Source organism: Stenotrophomonas sp. HMWF003, assembly GCF_003061285.1.
Lineage (GTDB): Bacteria > Pseudomonadota > Gammaproteobacteria > Xanthomonadales > Xanthomonadaceae > Stenotrophomonas > Stenotrophomonas maltophilia_AP.
Window position 1 is genome coordinate 6,632 of sequence record NZ_QAIW01000298.1, and the last position, 763, is coordinate 7,394.

The following is a 763-nucleotide window of genomic DNA, read 5'->3' on the forward strand; positions in this document are numbered from 1 at the left end:
TCAGCGGTGAAACCCGCATCGTCGGTGGCCTGCTTGAGCGCGACCCGCAGGCGGCGATCGCCCATGTGCAGGCGATCCATGACAGCGCACCGGACGAGGCCAAGGCGAGCCTGCGTGCGTGGCTGGGCGCGGTGCAGGACCAGGCCGGGCAGCATGCCGACGCCCTGCGCACCTGGGTGGCCGCGCACGCGTTGGAAGCCGGCCAGCGCCTGCCGCTGCCGCCGCAGGCCAAGGCACCGCTGAGCTGGCCGGACATGGGCACCATCGGCGAGGACACCGTGGCCCGCCCGATGCTGGTCTGGGGTGCACCCGGGTCGGGCGTGGAGCGCGTGGTCGCGGCCATTTCCGCGGCCAGCACCGTGCTGCGCGGCGATCGTTTCGGCGAAACCCCGCCCAACGACGCCTTCCAGAATTACCACACGCTGCAGGACCTCTCGACCGGTGCGCTCAGCCCGGAACAGCTGGTGGCGCAATGGCGCGAACAGTTGCCGTCGCGCGGTCTGGCCGACGCCAACGTGATCGACTGGCTGCTGTGGTGGGACAACGCGCTGTTGTGGGCGCTGCGCCCGCAGCTGCCCGAAGGCCGCCTGCTGGTGGTCCTGCGCGACCCGCGCGACATGCTGCTGCATTGGCTGGCGCATGGCGCGCCGGCGCCGTTCGCGGTCAACGGGATCGATGAAGCGGCCGAGTGGCTGGCGCGTTCGCTGGCCCAGGTGGCCACCCTGCACGAGCAGGATCTGTACCCGCACGCGCTGGTCAACAT

1 pseudogene is annotated in these 763 nt (G+C 71.4%); it reads left to right on the top strand.

Annotation, left to right across the window (positions count from 1 at the left end):
- Positions 1 to 763, top strand: a pseudogene (locus DBR34_RS22890) (adenylate cyclase); the annotation flags it as partial.